Raw genomic sequence first — 17,367 nt, 5'->3', positions numbered from 1 at the left:
GTGGAAGCACATCTGTTGGAATGGCTGAACCTGAGCGTGCGCTGGGTTCACATGATCACTGGCGTGGCCTGGATCGGCGCGTCGTTCTATTTCGTCTGGCTGGAAAACAACCTCAATCGGGTCAACCCGAAAAACGGGTTGGCGGGCGATTTGTGGGCGATCCACGGCGGCGGTATCTATCACCTGGAAAAATACAAACTGGCTCCACCGACCATGCCAGACAACCTGCACTGGTTCAAATGGGAAGCCTACTTCACCTGGCTGTCGGGGGTCGCGCTGCTGTGCGTGGTGTTCTACTCCAACCCGACGCTGTACCTGCTCGCTCCGGGCAGCAGCCTGACCGGCCCTGAAGGGGTTGCCCTAGGCATCGCCTCGTTGTTCGTCGGCTGGTTCGTCTATTCCTTCCTCTGCGACTCGGCCCTGGGCAAACGCCCTGCCCTGCTAGGCGCAATCCTGTTCGTGCTGATCATTGGCGCCGCTTACGGCTTCAGCAAAGTGTTCAGCGGTCGTGGTGCCTACCTGCACGTCGGCGCGATCATCGGCACCATCATGGTCGGCAACGTGTTCCGCATCATCATGCCGGCTCAGCGCGCATTGGTGGCAGCGATCGCCGAGAACCGCACACCCGATCCGGCGCTGCCGGCCAAAGGCTTGCTGCGTTCGCGGCACAACAACTACTTCACCTTGCCGGTGCTGTTCATCATGATCAGCAACCACTTCCCGAGCACCTACGGCAGCCAATACAACTGGCTGATCCTGGCCGGGATCGCGGTGCTGGCGGTGTTGGTGCGTCACTACTTCAACACCCGTCATGACAGCCACAAGTTTGCCTGGACCCTGCCCGCTGCGGCGGTCGGCATGATCTGCCTGGCCTACGTGACCGGGCCGGCGCCGATGTCCAGCGCCCCTGAAGTGGCCAAGGCGCCTGGGACCATCGAGTACCAGCCGCTGCCGGAAACCGCACTCGGCGGCGGCAAGAAACCGGCTGAAGCTGCACCGGCGGCGGCCCCTGAAACTGCACCCGCCCAGGCATCAAATGCCGGTCCTGCCTTCGACAAGGTGCACGACGTGATCCAGGAACGCTGCACGGTCTGCCATTCGGCCAAACCTACCAGCCCGCTGTTTAGCGCGGCGCCGGCGGGCGTGATGTTCGATACCCCCGAGCAGATCAAGCTCCAGGCCCCGCGCATCCAGGCCCAGGCTGTTGCCAGCCAGATCATGCCACTGGGCAACATCACCCAGATGACCCAGCAGGAGCGTGACTTGATTGGGGCGTGGATTGTTCAGGGGGCCCAAACCCAATAAGTAGCAAAAGCATCGCGGGCAAGCCCGCTCCCACAGGGTTTGCATTGCCTGTGTGGGAGCTGGCTTGCCTGCGATTGGCCGCAACGCGGTCCACCTGATTAGAAAACAGCTGCCAGCAGCACTGCGGCTGTAAATCACAAGAATAAAAAAGATCCGAGGTGTTGCATGTCCGAGCTATCCGAAGCCCGCATCCCCGACGCACCCGCCATTCAGCGTTTACCCCTTTTGCAACTGATCCTGGTCGGTCTGCAACACGTTCTACTGATGTACGGCGGAGCCATCGCGGTGCCGCTGATCATCGGGCAGGCCGCGGGCCTGAGCCGTGAAGAAATCGCCTTCCTGATCAACGCCGACCTGCTGGTGGCTGGCATCGCCACCATCGTCCAGTCGCTGGGCATCGGCCCGATGGGCATTCGCATGCCGGTGATGATGGGCGCCAGTTTCGCCGCGGTCGGCAGCATGGTAGCCATGGCCGGGATGCCTGGCATCGGCCTGCAAGGGATCTTCGGCGCGACCATCGCCGCCGGTTTCTTCGGCATGCTCATCGCGCCGTTCATGTCCAAAGTCGTGCGCTTCTTCCCGCCGCTGGTGACCGGCACCGTCATCACCTCGATCGGTTTGTCGCTGTTCCCCGTGGCCGTGAATTGGGCCGGTGGCGGTGCTGACGCGGATCAATTCGGCTCGCCTGTTTACCTGGCCATCGCTGCATTGGTACTGGCTACGATTCTGTTGGTCCATCGTTTCATGCGCGGTTTCTGGGTCAACATTTCGGTGCTGATCGGCATGTGCCTGGGCTATGTCATCTGTGGCGTCATCGGCATGGTCGACCTCAGCGGCATGGCCCAGGCTCCGTGGTTGCAGATCGTTACGCCACTGCATTTCGGCATGCCGCAATTCCACTTGGCGCCGATCCTTTCGATGTGCCTGGTGGTGGTGATCATCTTCGTCGAGTCCACCGGGATGTTCCTGGCGCTGGGCAAAATCACGGGGCAGGACGTCACGCCACGGATGCTGCGTCGCGGCTTGCTCTGTGATGCCGGCGCTTCGTTTTTCGCCGGCTTCTTCAACACCTTCACCCACTCCTCTTTCGCCCAGAACATAGGCCTGGTGCAGATGACCGGCGTGCGTTGCCGTTCGGTGACCATCGTCGCTGGTGGCTTACTGGTGGTGCTGAGCCTGCTGCCGAAAGCGGCGTTCCTGGTGGCGTCCATTCCACCTGCGGTACTGGGTGGCGCGGCGATTGCGATGTTCGGCATGGTCGCCGCGACCGGGATCAAGATTCTTCAGGAAGCCGACATCGGTGACCGTCGCAATCAATTGCTGGTGGCGGTGAGCATCGGCATGGGGCTGATCCCGGTGGTGCGCCCGGAATTTTTCGCGCACCTGCCAATGTGGATGAGCCCGATCACCCACAGCGGCATCGCCATGGCCACGCTGAGCGCCCTGGCGTTGAACCTGTTGTTCAACATTCTTGGCGGTCACGAACGCACAACCGTCAACGACTGCCACGCCCACCCGCATTGACCCATTAGATAAAGAAACCTGTGCGAGCCTGCTCGCTCCCACAGGGGTGGCTGCCTGCGCCTCAAACAATAAAAACAAGAGGGAGCAACAGATGATTCGGACAAAAACCAGCGTGCTGTTGGGCTCTGGCCTGTTGGCCGCGAGCCAGGCCATGGCCAGCGATTTACTGCTGTGGCAGACCAACAGCCTGAGCTACCTGTACGGCAAAAATTTCGTGATCAACCCGTCGATCCAGCAGACGGTGACGTTCGAGCACGCCGACAAATGGAAGTACGGCGATAACTTCCTGTTTGTCGACAAGATCTTCTACAACGGCGAAGAAGACCGCAATAAAGGCCCCCACGCCTTTTATGGCGAATTCAGTCCGCGGCTGTCCTTTGGCAAGATGCTCGACCGTCGTTTCGAATTTGGCCCGGTCAAGGACGTGCTGCTGGCCATGACCTACGAGTACGGCGAAGGCGACAGCGAAGCGTATCTGATCGGCCCGGGCTTTGATCTGGCAGTGCCGGGTTTCAACTACTTCACCTTGAACTTCTATCGTCGCCAGACCGAAGGTCCACGCCCCGGTGATGGTGTCTGGCAGATCACGCCATCCTGGTCCTACAGCGTTGCGCTCGGTAATTCGAACCTGTTGATCGATGGCTATCTGGACTGGGTGGTGGACAACGATCGCAATGCACGCGGCACTTACCACGCCAACTTGCACATCAATCCACAGATCAAATACGACCTGGGCAAAGCCTTGGGCTGGGGCGAGAAATTCGTCTACGTCGGCACCGAATACAGCTATTGGAAAAACAAGTACGGAATCAAAAACAGCGCCGGCCTGGACACTCATCAAAACACCGCCAGCCTGCTGGTAAAGGTGCACTTCTAAGATGGCCCGCAACCGTGCCCCACACCTGTCGCCGGTGCTCTGTTGCGGGGCACTTGAGCCGTGGCACGGGAGTCAGTATTCTCCGCGCCCGCCCGAATCCGCTCTAAAAAAAAGCGCGATTTTAATTCCTGACCAGAAAGCCAACTTATCCCGGCTCTGGACAGTACCAAGGCATTCCCAAATAACGCTCGATCGACTGTTTTAGAACAGCCGAACGGGCGTTTTTTGACTTTTTTAAAGCCTTGGCTCAGCTCTTGCTAACAGCACTAAAGCTGACCGGATGGATGATTTTTACAGCAGCAAAAAAAGGCGCCACACCAGAGCGCCGACCTTAGAAAAATAACGTGGAACCACCTACTTTTTGGGAGCAACCGAATGAAACGTACGTGCACCAGCCTGATGCTTGCGGGATCCTTGCTGGCCGGGGGCCAGGCAATGGCCGGCGACTTGCTGCAATGGCAGAACAACAGCCTGACCTACCTCTATGGCAAGGACTTCCAGGTCAACCCGCGCATTCAGCAAACCGTCACCTTCGAGCACGCCGATGCCTGGAAATACGGCGACAACTTCGTGTTCGTCGACAAGATTTTCTACAACGGCAAGGAAGACAGCGGCGTCGGCTCGAACACCTATTACGGCGAAATCAGCCCGCGCTTGTCGTTTGGCAAGATCTTCGACCAGAAACTGGAGTTCGGTCCGGTCAAAGACGTGCTGTTGGCCATGACGTACGAGTTCGGTGAGGGCGATACAGAGTCCTACCTGATCGGTCCTGGTTTCGACCTGGCGATTCCCGGGTTCGATTACTTCCAGCTGAACTTCTACCAGCGTCACACCGAGGGCAGCCGTCCGGGTGACAACGTCTGGCAGATCACCCCGGTCTGGTCCTACACCATTCCCGTGGGCGATTCGAACATCCTGATCGATGGCTTCATGGACTGGGTGGTCGATAACGACAAGAACAGCAAAGGCAGTTACCACGCCAACCTGCACTTCAACCCCCAGATCAAATACGACTTGGGTAAAGCCCTGAACATCGGCGAGAAGCAGTTGTACGTCGGGGTCGAGTACGACTACTGGTCAGACAAGTACGGGATCAAGGACAGCCAGTACTTCAAGACCGATCAGAGCAACACGAGCTTCCTGGTGAAGTTCCACTTCTAATCGCAAAAAGCATCGCGGGCAAGCCACGCTCCCACAGGTTTTGTGTCGTTCACATCATCGGTGAACGACACAAAACCTGTGGGAGCGTGGCTTGCCCGCGATAGCCGCACCGCCGATTCAAGCCGGAACCGCAGGCTCCACCAACCCCAGAAACCGGCACAGCTCCTCCCGCTTGGCCAACGCATCGCGCCGCCCCAGATCGATCAATTCGCTGCAATACCCCGCCTCGAACAGCAAATAACTCAGCACCCCCGCCCCGCTGGTCTTGGTCGCCCCCGGCCCGCGCAAAAACAGACGCAAGGCCGCCGGTAATTCCTGGCGATGCCGCGCTGCAATTTCATCGATCGGCTGACTCGGCGAAATCACCAGCACTTCCACCGGTGCGGCTCCCAATGCACGGCTCGGCGCGCCGTCGGGCAGCAGATGGCTGAACTGATTCAAACGCTGCAACAACTCGATGTCGCTTTCCAGGCTGTCAATGAATGTACTGTTGAGCATGTGCCCGCCGATTTGCGCCAGGGTCGGCTGCTGACCGGTGTAGGCGCGTTGCAGCGGCTGTTGCGGGTCGACCCCGCGCGGGTTGCCGCTGACACCCACCACCAGCACGCGGCTGGCACCCAGGTGCAGGGCTGGACTGATCGGTGCTGATTGACGCACCGCGCCATCGCCGAAATATTCTTCGCCGATTTTCACCGGCGCAAACAGCAACGGAATCGCCGAACTGGCGAGCAAGTGTTCGACTGTCAATTGGGTCGGCACGCCGATTCGCCGATGACGCAACCAGGACTCAATGGTGCCGCCGCCCTGATAAAACGTGACGGCCTGACCGGACTCATAGCCAAACGCCGTGATCGCCACCGCCTTCAATTGCTTTTGCGCAATGGCCTCGGCAATTCCAGGCATGTGCAGTTTGTCGTTGAGCAAACCGCGCAACGGCGAACTGTTGAGCAGGGCCACTGGTACCGGAGCGCCAATGCCCATCAGATTATGACTGACAAAACGAGTGGCTTGATGGATCACCCCCGGCCAGTCGCTGCGCAACACCAGATGGCTGCGAAAACCTTGCCAAAAAGCGGTCAGGCGCTGAATCGCGCCACGAAAGTCCATCGCCCCACTGGCCAGGCTGACCGCGTTGATCGCGCCGGCCGAGGTGCCGACGATCACCGGAAACGGATTAGCCGCTCCCACCGGAAGCAGCTCGGCAATCGCCGCCAGCACGCCCACCTGATAAGCCGCCCGAGCCCCGCCGCCGGAAAGTATCAACCCTGTAACCGGTTCAGCAGAACTCATCGCAACACTCCATGGTGCTTAAAGGGATCGGTGACTCAAATGCTTTTGGCGTACAGCTTCGGTTCGCCCGGTGGACGGCTCTTGAAGCGGCGATGTGCCCAGAGGTATTGCTCCGGACATTCGCGCAGCGCGCTTTCGACCCACTGGTTGATCCGGATGCAGTCAGCCTCTTCCGTCTCGCCGGGAAAGCCCTCGAGCGGCGCATGAATCACCAACCGATAACCGCTGCCGTCAGCCAGGCGTTGCTGAGTGAACGGCACGACCAGCGCCTTGCCCAGTCGCGCGAATTTACTCGTAGCGGTGACGGTCGCCGCCTGGATCCCGAACAGCGGCACGAAGATACTTTGCTTGGCGCCGTAGTCCTGATCCGGTGCGTACCAGATCGCTCGGCCTGCCCGCAGCAGTTTGAGCATGCCACGCACGTCGTCACGCTCCACCGCCAGCGAGTCGAGGTTGTGCCGCTCGCGGCCACGACGCTGGATGTAGTCGAACAGCGGATTCTTGTGTTCGCGGTACATGCCATCGATGGTGTGCTGCTGACCGAGCAGCGCCGCGCCGATTTCCAGCGTGGTGAAATGCACGGCCATCAGAATCACGCCCTTGCCCTCCGTCTGGGCCTGCTTCAAATGCTCCAGGCCTTCGACATGAGCCAGTTTCGCCAGACGCTTGCGCGACCACCACCAGCTCATGGCCATCTCGAAGAAGGCGATGCCGGTGGAGGCGAAGTTTTCCTTGAGCAGACGCTTGCGCTCGGCAGCGGACTTCTCAGGGAAACACAGCTCAAGATTGCGCTTGGCAATGCGCCGTCGGTCGCCGGCCACTCGATACATCAATGCACCCAAGACGCGGCCGACCGACAGCAACACCGGATACGGCAGCTGCACAATCAGCCACAACAGCCCCAAGCCACACCACAGCGGCCAGAAACGTGGAGAAAGAAATGCTGTTTGAAAACGCGGGCGATCCATTAAAGGTTCCGTCAAGACAGTGGCCGCGCATTCTACATCGTTCGACCCGGCTTGCGGCCTGCGGGCGTTCTCGTTATAAGTCTCGGCACTTTTAGTGACAAGCCGTTGTATGCCGACCATGAGCCAAACCGAACCGCTAGACCAAGATCCCGTGTTCCAGTTGAAGGGCAGCATGCTCGCCATTACGGTGCTGGAACTGGCCCGTAACGACCTTGAGAACCTTGATCGGCAACTGGCCGCCAAAGTCGCCCAAGCACCCAACTTCTTCAGCAATGCGCCGCTGGTCCTGGCCCTGGACAAACTTCCGCCCAGCGAAGGCTCGGTAGATCTGCCGGGGCTGATGCGCATTTGCCGCCAGCATGGCCTGCGCACTCTGGCGATTCGTGCCAGCCGCATCGAAGACATTGCCGCCGCCATCGCGGTCGATCTACCGGTGCTGCCGCCGTCCGGTGCCCGTGAGCGGCCGCTCGACCCGAACGAAGGCATCGTTGCAAAAAAACCGGAAAAACCACCGGAGCCGACCATCAAACCGACCAAAATCATCACTTCGCCAGTACGCGGTGGCCAGCAGATTTATGCCCAGGGGTGCGATTTGGTGGTGATTTCATCGGTCAGCCCGGGGGCGGAACTTCTCGCCGATGGGAACATCCATGTATACGGCGCGATGCGCGGTCGTGTCTTGGCCGGCGTCAAAGGTGACACGAAAGCCAGGATTTTCTGTCAGCAGATGACCGCTGAACTGGTCTCCATCGCTGGCCACTACAAGGTTTCCGAGGATCTGCGTCGCGATCCATTGTGGGGCGCCGGCGTACAAGTCAGCCTGTCGGGCGACGTGTTGAACATCATTCGGCTTTAACGGATACTGCCGCATTTTCCAAGCATCTCTAAAACGTAGCGAAAACGGCTCAAACGAAGTAGGAAAAAGGCCAAAAGCAGTGTTTACCGGGGGTAAGCGCCGCTCAGAACCGGATTCCAGCCAAGGCTGTCCGACTGCAGTAGTTTTTCAAGAGATGTTTTTCAGGGGCTAAACGTCCTTTTTCCTTAGGGGTAAAACACCTTGGCCAAGATTCTCGTGGTTACATCCGGCAAGGGTGGTGTGGGTAAGACCACCACCAGCGCCGCTATCGGTACCGGCCTCGCTCTGCGCGGTCACAAAACAGTCATCGTCGACTTCGACGTCGGCCTGCGTAACCTCGACCTGATCATGGGTTGCGAGCGCCGCGTGGTGTATGACTTCGTCAACGTGGTAAATGGCGAAGCCAACCTGCAACAGGCGCTGATCAAAGACAAGCGTCTGGAAAATCTCTACGTACTGGCCGCCAGTCAGACCCGCGACAAAGACGCGCTGACCCTGGAAGGCGTGGAAAAAGTGCTGATGGCACTGAAAGAAGACTTCGAATTCGTGGTCTGCGACTCCCCGGCGGGCATCGAGAAAGGCGCCCACTTGGCCATGTACTTCGCTGACGAAGCGATTGTCGTGACCAACCCGGAAGTCTCCTCCGTACGTGACTCGGACCGCATGCTGGGCCTGTTGGCCAGCAAATCCCGGCGCGCCGAGAACGGCGAAGAGCCGATCAAGGAACACCTGCTGCTGACCCGCTACAACCCAACACGCGTGAGCAACGGCGAAATGCTCGGCGTCGAAGACGTCAAGGACATCCTCGCGGTGACCCTGCTAGGCGTGATTCCGGAATCGCAAGCCGTCCTCAAGGCCTCCAACCAGGGCGTGCCGGTTATTCTCGACGACCAGAGCGACGCCGGTCAGGCGTACAGCGATGCTGTCGATCGTCTGCTGGGCAAAACCGTGGACCATCGTTTCCTCGATGTCGAGAAGAAGGGATTCTTCGAGCGACTTTTTGGAGGTAGGTAATGAACCTTTTTGACTTCTTTCGTGCCAACAAAAAGCCTAATACCGCCTCGGTAGCGAAAGAGCGTCTACAGATCATCGTGGCGCATGAACGCGGCCAGCGCAGTACGCCGGATTACCTGCCAGCCTTGCAGAAGGAACTGGTGGAAGTGATCCGCAAGTACGTCAATATCGGGTCCGATGACGTGCACGTCGCTCTGGAAAACCAGGGCAGCTGCTCGATTCTGGAACTCAATATCACCCTGCCAGATCGCTGAGTCGATCCGACAGGAGCCACGGCGGCTCAGGCTCTTACGCACTCCGTAGGAGCGAAGCTTGCTCGCGAACACAGGCAACTCGGTTTAATCAGATAGACCGAGGTGACGCATTCGCGAGCAAGCTTCGCTCCAACAGGGGGCGGGGCCTGAGCCGCCGTTGGCGTTTGTTACGAGGCTGTTTTAATGCCGTTGTCCAACATCCGCATCATCCATCAGGACACCGCCGTACTGGTGGTGGACAAACCGACCCTGTTGCTCTCCGTTCCCGGCCGGGCCGATGACAACAAGGACTGCCTGATTACGCGTCTGCAAGAAAACGGCTACCCGGAAGCGCGAATTGTCCATCGGCTGGACTGGGAAACGTCCGGCATCATTCTGTTGGCCCGTGACCCGGACACTCATCGCGAGCTGTCTCGGCAATTTCACGATCGCGAAACCGAAAAGGCCTACACCGCCCTGTGCTGGGGACAACCGGAACTGGACAGCGGCAGCATCGACCTACCGTTGCGCTACGACCCGCCGACCAAACCACGTCATGTGGTGGACCACGAATTTGGCAAACACGCCTTGACCTTCTGGCGAGTACTGGAGCGTTGTGGCGACTGGTGCCGCGTCGAGCTGACGCCGATCACCGGTCGCTCTCACCAGTTGCGTGTGCATATGCTGTCGATAGGTCACCCGCTGTTGGGTGATGGGCTCTACGCCCACCCGCAAGCCTTGGCTGCCTGGCCGCGCTTGTGCCTGCATGCGAGTATGCTGAGTTTTACCCACCCCCAAACGGGCGACCGCTTGCGTTTCGAATGCCCGGCACCGTTCTAAATCGGCCACATGGCGTCACCGCTTCAAAACGAGGATTGAACAGAATGAGTTGTACTGACTCCTTGGCCACGCCCGTCAAGAAAACCAGAAATCAGCTGCTTTATCTGATCTACGGCAATCAGGACGTTTATCGGCGCGAAGCCAAGTTCAGCATTTTAACTGCGCTTTCCCACGTCAAGAAAGGCGAGCCTCCGTGCATCAGAGTCCTGACGGATCGCCCGCAGGACTACGCCGGCTGGCCGGTTGAAACCGTGCTCCTGACCGAGGAAACCCTCACCCTGTGGCAGGGTGGAAACGGCTATCACCATCGCCGCAAGGCCTGCGCCATGGCCGCTGGCCTTGCGCTTGCTGAAAAGACCCTGTTCGTCGATACCGACACCCTGTTCCTCAGCGACCCGAGCCTGATCTTCAATCAGATTGAGCCCGGGCACTATTTGATGGATCGCCTCGAATACAACTGGCGGGATGTCTGTGAGCGCCACGACTACCTGAAACTCGGCGAACAGCTACGCCCTCACGGCATTACGCCAGACAACGGTTTCAAGCTGTACAACAGCGGGCTCTGCGGCGTGACCGAGCGCGATGCACCGCTATTCGAAACGTCGATCCAGTTGATCGACGAATGGACCCGCGGCAGCTTCGACATTCACACCATCGAGCAAATCGCCCTGTCGTTCGCGATGCGCGACAAACCGGTGCGTGAAGCGAAAAAATACGTCTATCACTACTTCGCGGAAAAACGCTTCTTCCATGCGATGCAGGCGTACTTCTTCTCCCAGCATGGCGAGCAGTTCAGCCAGAATCTGGTGGAACTGTGCCGCGATGTGCCGCGAGTCAAACCCGTTCCGTCGGCCTGGCAACGGCTGAAAATCAAATGGAAATTGCGTAAACAGAGCGGCGCCATGAGAAAAGTCGGTCGCGATCTGCTGTATGGCAGTGCAGCACCCGATCATCCGTACTACACGGCGTGCCGACACGAGTGGTGGGAATCTGCCTCCCGGGAGATTCTTCGCTGGAACCACACCCGTCAGAAACAGCTTCTGGGCACTCATCAAACTGACTGGCCGCAACAACTGCCCAAGCCAGAAAAGCCTGAAGATGAACAGATCATCATGAAGTACCTGAGAAAACGGATAGCCGCCGCTCGCTGACGTAACCTGCGAACGTCAGGCCCAAAGCCCTCAGCCAATACGTTAAACTCCTGCCCACTGCTGTCTGGAGTTTCTTATGCGCGAAGAGTTGAACCAAGGCCTGATCGACTTCCTCAAGGCCTCCCCTACCCCGTTCCATGCCACCGCCAGTCTTGTTCAGCGTCTGGAAGCGGCCGGTTTCATGCGCCTCGACGAGCGCGAGCCATGGATCACCGAAGCCAACGGTCGTTACTACGTCACCCGTAACGACTCTTCGATCGTTGCGTTCAAAATGGGCCGTCATTCGCCCCTGCACGGCGGCATCCGTCTGGTCGGCGCGCACACTGACAGCCCATGCCTGCGGGTCAAACCCCAACCAGAACTGCAACGCCAGGGCTTCTGGCAATTGGGCGTCGAAGTCTATGGTGGTGCATTGCTGGCACCGTGGTTTGACCGTGATTTGTCCCTGGCCGGCCGCGTAACCTTCCGCCGCGATGGCAAGGTCGAGAGCCAGTTGATCGACTTCAAGTCACCGATCGCGATCATTCCTAACCTGGCCATTCACCTCAACCGCGAAGCCAACATGGGCTGGGCGATCAACGCCCAGACCGAACTGCCGCCAATCCTCGCGCAATTCGCCGGTGACGAGCGCGTGGACTTCCGCGCCGTGCTCACCGATCAACTGGCCCGCGAACATGGCCTGAACGCCGACGTGGTGCTCGATTACGAGCTGAGCTTCTACGACACACAAAGCGCTGCGGTCATTGGCCTGCACGGCGATTTCATTGCGGGTGCGCGCCTGGATAATTTGCTGTCGTGCTACGCCGGTCTGCAAGCATTGCTGACGACCGAAACCGACGAAACCTGCGTGCTGGTCTGCAACGATCACGAAGAAGTCGGTTCCTGCTCGGCCTGTGGTGCCGACGGTCCGATGCTCGAGCAAACCCTGCGTCGTCTGTTGCCCGAAGGCGATGAATTCGTACGGACCATTCAGAAATCCCTGCTGGTCTCGGCCGACAACGCCCACGGCGTGCATCCAAACTATGCGGACAAGCACGATGCCAACCATGGCCCGAAACTCAACGCCGGCCCGGTGATCAAGGTCAACAGCAACCAGCGCTACGCCACCAACAGCGAAACCGCCGGCTTCTTCCGCCATTTGTGCATGGCCGAAGAAGTACCGGTGCAGAGCTTCGTGGTGCGCAGCGACATGGGCTGCGGTTCGACCATCGGCCCGATCACCGCCAGCCACTTGGGCGTGCGCACCGTGGACATCGGTTTGCCGACGTTCGCCATGCACTCGATCCGCGAGCTGTGCGGCAGCCATGACCTGGCGCACCTGGTCAAAGTGCTGAGCGCGTTCTACGCCTGCCGTGAATTGCCGTAGTTCGAGCGAATCGCACCCTGTGGGAGCGGGCTTGCTCGCTCCACACGGATTGCGCTGCCTCTGACTCACTTCTGACCCACATCACCTCCGCTCCTCCTAAAGCCGCCTAAACTTGCAATACCCCTCTACGACAAGGCTGTCGCCATGATCTCGATGTCATCCTTCCACTCCATGCTGATCCCGATTCTTTCCGGGATGATCATGCTGGCCATCGGCTTCAACTTTCGCGACAAGAACGTTGGTGTGTTCGCGATGTGGGTTGGCATGCTGATGATCCTCGCCACCGTGATCTACAAGATCCTCGCCAAACTCAACGAATAAATCCTCGCGCCTGGCTCGCATTGATTTTGACGGGCTCGTACACTCGGCCGATTCGTTCATCCGAGGTTGACCGTGTTCGCTCGTCTTTTTGCCCTGCCGTGTTTGTTCCTTGTCTGCCTGATGACACTGCTGCCTATGGCACCTGCCCACGCGGTCGGTTTGCCGGGGCTACTCGGCTCGGCGAAAACCCAGCCGCAAGCACAAGAGCCGCTGGGGCAGTCGCTGGACGAAGTCATCAAGTCTCTGGAAAACGATCAGCAGCGGACCCAGCTACTGACGGACCTGAAAAAGCTTCGCGACGTCACCCAAAAAGCTCAGCCGGCCACTGAAGAAGGCGTACTGGGGCTGATCGGCGGCACGCTGGCCGGTTTCGAAAAGCAATTTTCCGGTGCCGACAGTCCGCTCAATCGTTGGTCCGAAGAGGTCGATCTGGCCAAGGATGAACTGGTGGCGCTGATGCTGCCGGCCAATGAATGGCTGCCGATCATCTTCGCTTTCGCTGTAATCCTGATGGTCTGGAGCCTGCTGGCCGCCGCTCTGATCTGGCTTGGGCACCGGGTGCGCATGCGCTTCGGCCTGACCGAAGAACTGCCGCAACACCCCAAGGCGCTGGACATGCTGCGCTTCGCCTTGCGCAAACTCGGGCCATGGTTGATTGCCTTGGTCATGACGGTTTACATGACCTACGCCCTGCCTTCGTCATTGGGCAAAAGCCTGGCCATGGTGCTGGCCTATGCGCTGGTCGTCGGCACCTGTTTCTCGGCGATCTGCGTGATTGCGTTTTCCGTGCTGGATGGCCCGCATCGCCATCGCGCCCTGTACATCCTGCGGCATCAGGCCTTTCGCCCGTTGTGGCTGATCGGCAGTTTCGCCGCGTTCGGTGAAGCCCTGAACGACCCGCGCCTGATCGCCAGCCTCGGCAGCCACCTGGCCCATACTGCGGCGACATTCGCCAATGTGCTGGCGGCGATCTCCACCGGTTTCTTCGTTCTGCGCTTCCGTCGGCCTATTGCACACTTGATCCGCAACCAACCGCTATCCCGGCGCCTGACTCGCCGGGCCTTGAGTGACACAATCGAAATCCTCGGCACCTTCTGGTATCTGCCAGCGCTGGTGCTGGTGGGCATCTCGCTGTTCGCCACCTTCGTCTCCGCCGGCGACACCAGCACGGCCTTGCGTCAATCGCTGATCTGCACCGTGCTGCTGGTGTTGTGCATGGTCATCAATGGTCTGGTGCGCCGCCATTCACTCAAACCGCAACGCAGCGTGAAGCGCCATGCGCTGTATTCGGATCGCCTGAAAAGCTTCTTCTACACCCTCGCCCATCTGCTGGTGTGGCTGGCATTCATCGAACTCGGCCTGCGCGTCTGGGGCATGTCGCTGATCCGCTTCACCGAAGGCGAAGGCCATGAAGTCAGCGTCAAACTGTTCAGCCTCGGTGGCACGCTGATTTTTGCCTGGCTGATCTGGATCCTTAGCGACACCGCCGTGCACCACGCCCTCACCCGCTCGCGCAAAGGCCTGGCCAATGCCCGTGCGCAGACGATGATGCCGCTGATCCGCAACGTGCTGTTCGTGGCGATTTTCATCATTGCGCTGATCGTCGCCCTGGCGAACATGGGCATGAACGTCACGCCGTTGCTGGCCGGTGCCGGTGTGATCGGTCTGGCCATCGGTTTCGGCGCGCAATCACTGGTGGCCGACCTGATCACCGGGCTGTTCATCATCATCGAAGACTCCCTGGCCATTGACGACTACGTGGACGTCGGCGGCCACTTGGGCACGGTCGAAGGCTTGACCATCCGCACCGTACGCCTGCGGGACATCGACGGCATCGTCCACACCATTCCGTTCAGCGAAATCAAAAGCATCAAGAACTACTCCCGGGAATTCGGCTACGCGATCTTCCGGGTGGCGGTGCCCTCCAACATGGACATCGACGAGGCGATCAAACTGATGCGCGACGTCGGCCAGAAAATGCGCACCGACCCACTGCAACGGCGCAACATCTGGTCGCCGCTGGAGATTCAGGGTGTAGAGAGTTTCGAGTCCGGCAATGCGATTCTTCGCGCCCGCTTCAAGACCGCGCCGATCAAACAGTGGGAAGTGTCCCGGGCGTTCAACCTGTCGCTCAAGCGGCATCTGGATGAGGCGGGGCTGGATCTGGCGACACCGCGGATGAGCATTCAGGTGATCACACCCGGTGGCGAACAATCTGCGTAGGTGAGAAATATCGTGTGTGCAGGTTCAGACCACATCCACCCCGACATGAATCGCATCATGGCGCCAGAACTCCAGGTCACAATCGATCAGCCGCTGATGCTGATCGTAGTTGACCCGGGCAATCCGCAACCCCGGGCTGCCCACCGACACCCGTAACGCCGCCGCTGCGTCCACCGACAACGCCGTCGGCACAATCTCGAAGCGCACCCGCCCGTAATGCAAGTCGTAATGCCGCGCATACAGTTCGGTCATCGACTGATTCAGATCGAAATCCAGAATCCCCGGAAAATATTGCGGGTTCAGGTAGTGCTCCACGTACAACACCAATCGCCCGTCAATCCGTCGCGAGCGGCAGATCTGGATCACGCTCGACAGCGCCGGCAACTGCAGCCAGGCACATACCGCCGCTGACGCCGGCTGCAAACGCGCGGAAATCACCTCGGTGGACGGCACCCGCCCCTGGGCGCTGACCATCGCGTGAAAGTGGCTGCGTTGCATCAGGTTATAAGCCAGCCGCGGTGGCGACACGAACCAGCCGCGCCGTTCCTCGCGATAAATCTGGCCCTGGGCCTCCAGCTGCAATAACGCCTCACGCACGGTGATCCGCGTGGTACCGAACAACTCACTGAGCTTGCGCTCGGCCGGCAACTTGCTCCCGGGCGCCAACAGGCCGTGGTCTAGCTGTTCTTGCAGAACCTGCCCGATGGCTGTCACCGCTTTGGTTGTCTCGATGCGCATTAACGTTACCTATCTGGACTAGACCAGCACTGATTCAGGGCAGAACCGTGATTCAAATCGGTTCCATCAACTGCCTGCAAGCCTAGGCACTGCACATGACTGACAGATGACAAAGCCGCCGAACGGTTGCGCCAGACACCTGCAATTTTATGGCCAAGTCCCTTTCATATCAGCCCTTTAGCCATGGTCTACGCTTATCTCGCACCCCGCGTATCGGAGCGCAGAAAATTCAGGCCTACCGGTCGTCGACATCAAAATGTCATCGAGGACGCCTAAATTGGCTCAGGTATTGCTGACCTAGACCAACACAACCGCAATCGCAGCGTTGAAAACGCCCAAAGGAGCTTCGGATGAAACAGTTTTTCCTGGCATCACTGTTAGGCTCGACCATTGCCCTGTGCACCTCCGCCATGGCGGCGGATGATCTGAAAACCCTGGAAGCCGCTGCGAGAGCGGAAGGCGCAGTCAACAGCGTCGGCATGCCCGATGACTGGGCCAACTGGAAAGGCACCTGGGAAGACCTGGCCAAGAAATATGGCCTGAAACACATCGACACCGACATGAGCTCGGCCCAGGAAATCGCCAAGTTTGCCGCCGAAAAAGACAACGCCAGCGCCGACATCGGCGACGTCGGTGCCGCCTTCGGCCCGATCGCGGTCAAGCAGGGCGTGGTGCAACCTTATAAGCCAACGACCTGGGAACAGATTCCGGATTGGGCCAAGGACAAGGACGGTAACTGGGCGCTGGCCTACACCGGCACCATCGCGTTTATCGTCAACAAAAAACTGCTGCACGGTTCTGAAGTACCGACCAAATGGGCCGACCTCAAGACTGGCAAGTACAAAGTCTCTATCGGTGACGTCAGCACCGCGGCCCAGGCTGCCAACGGTGTACTGGCCGCCGCCCTCGCCAACGGTGGTGACGAGAAAAACATTCAGCCAGCCCTGTTGCTGTTCGCTGACATCGCCAAGCAAGGCCGCCTGTCCATGGCCAACCCTACGATCGCCACCATGGAAAAGGGTGAAATCGAAGTCGGCGTGGTCTGGGACTTCAACGGCTTGAGCTACAAAGCCAAGATGGCGAATCCGGATGACTACGTCGTGCTGATTCCGTCCGACGGCTCGGTGATTTCCGGTTACACCACCATCATCAACAAATACGCGAAGAACCCGAACGCCGCCAAGCTGACCCGCGAATACATCTTCAGCGATGCCGGCCAAATCAACCTGGCGAAAGGCAACGCCCGTCCGATCCGCGCCGAGCACTTGACTCTGCCGGCAGAGGTCAAGGCCAAGCTGCTGCCTAACGAGCAGTACAAAAAGGTCACGCCGATCAAAGACGCCGATGCATGGGAAAAGACCTCCAAGTCGCTGCCGCAGAAATGGCAGGAAGAAGTCATCATCAACATGCCGTAACACGGTAGACCCCCATTCGGGGATCTGATGGAGATCCATTGTAGGAGCGAGGCTTGCCCGCGAATAGGGACTGACATTCAACATT

Annotated in this window: 16 protein-coding genes; 13 read left to right on the top strand and 3 right to left on the bottom strand. The window is 59.2% G+C overall.

The annotated features are described in order from the left end of the window. The 4 genes from PSH97_RS08790 to PSH97_RS08775 all read left to right on the top strand — a co-directional run bounded on the left by PSH97_RS08790 (position 1) and on the right by PSH97_RS08775 (position 4,867). On the top strand, positions 1–1,305 hold the full coding sequence (locus tag PSH97_RS08790) for a urate hydroxylase PuuD (RefSeq protein WP_305448876.1): 1,305 nt from the start codon (positions 1–3) through the stop codon (positions 1,303–1,305). Positions 1,306–1,470: 165 nt separating this feature from the next. Beyond that, a complete protein-coding gene (locus PSH97_RS08785; protein ID WP_305448875.1) occupies positions 1,471–2,829 on the top strand; it encodes a nucleobase:cation symporter-2 family protein in 1,359 nt (452 codons plus the stop codon). A gap of 91 nt (positions 2,830–2,920) precedes the next feature. Continuing rightward, complete coding sequence (locus PSH97_RS08780) at positions 2,921–3,706, top strand: outer membrane protein OmpK (RefSeq protein ID WP_305448874.1); 786 nt, start codon at positions 2,921–2,923, stop codon at positions 3,704–3,706. Between the two features lie 375 nt (positions 3,707–4,081). Continuing rightward, positions 4,082–4,867, top strand: a complete 786-nt coding sequence (locus PSH97_RS08775; RefSeq protein WP_305448873.1) for an outer membrane protein OmpK — start codon at positions 4,082–4,084, stop codon at positions 4,865–4,867. A gap of 117 nt (positions 4,868–4,984) precedes the next feature. Here the strand turns inward: PSH97_RS08775 and PSH97_RS08770 are convergent, their stop codons facing one another. Both PSH97_RS08770 and PSH97_RS08765 read right to left on the bottom strand, forming a co-directional pair. Beyond that, complete coding sequence (locus PSH97_RS08770; RefSeq protein ID WP_305448872.1) at positions 4,985–6,157, bottom strand: patatin-like phospholipase family protein; 1,173 nt, start codon at positions 6,155–6,157, stop codon at positions 4,985–4,987. A 35-nt stretch (positions 6,158–6,192) separates the two neighbouring features. Further along, positions 6,193–7,125 (bottom strand): lipid A biosynthesis lauroyl acyltransferase, encoded by a 933-nt coding sequence (locus tag PSH97_RS08765; RefSeq protein ID WP_305448871.1) that lies wholly within the window; start codon positions 7,123–7,125, stop codon positions 6,193–6,195. A gap of 118 nt (positions 7,126–7,243) precedes the next feature. Between PSH97_RS08765 and minC the strand changes: the two genes are divergently transcribed. The 8 genes from minC (at position 7,244) to PSH97_RS08725 (ending at position 15,129) form a co-directional block, all read left to right on the top strand. Beyond that, positions 7,244–7,981 carry a septum site-determining protein MinC gene (gene minC / locus PSH97_RS08760; RefSeq protein WP_305448870.1) on the top strand — a complete coding sequence of 246 codons (738 nt, stop codon included), beginning with the start codon at positions 7,244–7,246 and terminating at the stop codon, positions 7,979–7,981. Between the two features lie 201 nt (positions 7,982–8,182). Next, entirely contained in the window at positions 8,183–8,995 is an 813-nt protein-coding gene (gene minD / locus PSH97_RS08755) for a septum site-determining protein MinD (protein WP_050681334.1), read from the top strand. After that, entirely contained in the window at positions 8,995–9,249 is a 255-nt protein-coding gene (gene minE / locus PSH97_RS08750; RefSeq protein ID WP_048394400.1) for a cell division topological specificity factor MinE, read from the top strand. Before minD ends, minE begins: the two co-directional genes overlap by 1 nt. Before the next feature lie 183 nt (positions 9,250–9,432). Beyond that, on the top strand, positions 9,433–10,068 hold the full coding sequence (locus tag PSH97_RS08745) for an RluA family pseudouridine synthase (protein ID WP_305448869.1): 636 nt from the start codon (positions 9,433–9,435) through the stop codon (positions 10,066–10,068). A 44-nt stretch (positions 10,069–10,112) separates the two neighbouring features. Continuing rightward, a complete protein-coding gene (locus PSH97_RS08740) occupies positions 10,113–11,219 on the top strand; it encodes a hypothetical protein (protein ID WP_305448868.1) in 1,107 nt (368 codons plus the stop codon). Between the two features lie 76 nt (positions 11,220–11,295). Beyond that, positions 11,296–12,585, top strand: coding sequence for a M18 family aminopeptidase (locus PSH97_RS08735; RefSeq protein WP_305448867.1), 1,290 nt, complete (start codon positions 11,296–11,298; stop codon positions 12,583–12,585). A 144-nt stretch (positions 12,586–12,729) separates the two neighbouring features. Further along, positions 12,730–12,906 (top strand): hypothetical protein, encoded by a 177-nt coding sequence (locus PSH97_RS08730; protein ID WP_167344810.1) that lies wholly within the window; start codon positions 12,730–12,732, stop codon positions 12,904–12,906. 72 nt (positions 12,907–12,978) lie between these two features. Further along, positions 12,979–15,129 (top strand): mechanosensitive ion channel family protein, encoded by a 2,151-nt coding sequence (locus PSH97_RS08725; protein ID WP_305448866.1) that lies wholly within the window; start codon positions 12,979–12,981, stop codon positions 15,127–15,129. 24 nt (positions 15,130–15,153) lie between these two features. Here the strand turns inward: PSH97_RS08725 and PSH97_RS08720 are convergent, their stop codons facing one another. Then, positions 15,154–15,867: a UTRA domain-containing protein gene (locus tag PSH97_RS08720; protein ID WP_007940851.1), complete on the bottom strand. Its 714-nt coding sequence runs from the start codon at positions 15,865–15,867 to the stop codon at positions 15,154–15,156. Between the two features lie 350 nt (positions 15,868–16,217). Here PSH97_RS08720 and PSH97_RS08715 point away from each other — a divergent pair, with 350 nt between their 5' ends. After that, a complete protein-coding gene (locus tag PSH97_RS08715) occupies positions 16,218–17,282 on the top strand; it encodes an ABC transporter substrate-binding protein (protein WP_305448865.1) in 1,065 nt (354 codons plus the stop codon). Positions 17,283–17,367 lie beyond the last annotated feature (85 nt).

Origin of the sequence: Pseudomonas cucumis (genome assembly GCF_030687935.1) — a bacterium.
Lineage (GTDB): Bacteria > Pseudomonadota > Gammaproteobacteria > Pseudomonadales > Pseudomonadaceae > Aquipseudomonas > Aquipseudomonas cucumis.
Note: the sequence above shows the minus strand (reverse complement) of the source record. Positions and strands in the feature narration are given on the sequence as shown.